Origin of the sequence: Enterobacter sp. EC_50 (assembly GCF_019584525.1) — a bacterium.
Lineage (GTDB): Bacteria > Pseudomonadota > Gammaproteobacteria > Enterobacterales > Enterobacteriaceae > Enterobacter > Enterobacter roggenkampii.
This window is the reverse complement of the sequence record NZ_VDAF01000136.1, coordinates 1-219: the sequence shown is the minus strand read 5'-3', so window position 1 is coordinate 219 and position 219 is coordinate 1. Positions and strand designations below refer to the sequence as shown.

Sequence of the window (219 nt, the reverse complement as noted above, 5' to 3'; positions counted from 1 at the left end):
ATCAGCGGCTGACCGGGAGTAATGCGCGGTGGAAATGGACAACAGATTATAACCGTCGCTCGATAGCGGAAACGGCGATGTACCGGGTAAAACAGCTGTTCGGGGGTTCACTGACACTGCGTGACTACGATGGTCAGGTTGCAGAGGCTATGGCCCTGGTACGAGCGCTGAACAAAATGACGAAAGCAGGTATGCCTGAAAGCGTGCGTATTGCCTGAA

Annotated in this window: 1 pseudogene; it reads left to right on the top strand. The window is 53.9% G+C overall.

The features are described 5' to 3' along the window. A pseudogene (locus FHC48_RS23370) lies at nt 1-218 on the top strand (IS5/IS1182 family transposase); the annotation flags it as partial. Nucleotide 219 lies beyond the last annotated feature (1 nt).